This window comes from Gillisia xinjiangensis (assembly GCF_046298265.1).
Lineage (GTDB): Bacteria > Bacteroidota > Bacteroidia > Flavobacteriales > Flavobacteriaceae > Gillisia > Gillisia xinjiangensis.
This window is the reverse complement of record NZ_JBKAHK010000046.1, coordinates 1-694: the sequence shown is the minus strand read 5'-3', so window position 1 is coordinate 694 and position 694 is coordinate 1. Positions and strand designations below refer to the sequence as shown.

The following is a 694-nucleotide window of genomic DNA, read 5'->3' as shown; positions in this document are numbered from 1 at the left end:
ATCGTTGGTCAGAACGGAAACTGTTACTGCAGTGTCTTCATCGGTGGTGGCAGTATCATCAACAGCTACAGGTGCATCGTTGATTGGGTTTACCGTTACCGTTACCGTAGCGGTATCTGTTCCACCATTGCCATCAGTGATGGTATAGATGAAGCTATCTGTTCCGTTAAAGTTTTCATTCGGAGTGTAAGTAATTGTTCCATCACCATTGATCACAACACTTCCATTAGAAGGTGCAGTGGTTTCGGTTACCGTAAGGGTATCACCATCCAGGTCAGTATCGTTGGTCAGAACGGAAACTGTTACTGCAGTGTCTTCATCGGTGGTAGCCACATCATCAACTGCTACAGGCGCATCGTTGATTGGGTTTACCGTTACCGTTACCGTAGCGGTATCTGTTCCACCATTGCCATCAGAGATGGTATAGATGAAAGTATCTGTACCGTTGAAGTTTTCATTCGGAGTGTAAGTAATTGTTCCATCACCATTGATCACAACACTTCCGTTAGTAGGTGCAGTGGTTTCGGTTACCGTAAGGGTATCACCGTCTACATCAGTATCGTTGGCAAGTACATTTATGTTTACAGCAGTGTCTTCATCGGTGGTGGCCGAATCATCAACGGCTACCGGAGCATCGTTGATTGGGTTTACCGTTACCGTTACCGTAGCGGTATCTGTTCCACCATTTCCATCA

Annotated in this window: 1 protein-coding gene; it reads right to left on the bottom strand. The window is 45.8% G+C overall.

The genetic code is table 11. From position 1 onward, the window contains the following. On the bottom strand, nt 1–694 hold a 694-nt coding region (locus tag ACKGJN_RS16380; RefSeq protein WP_409540639.1), incomplete at both ends, for a cadherin-like domain-containing protein.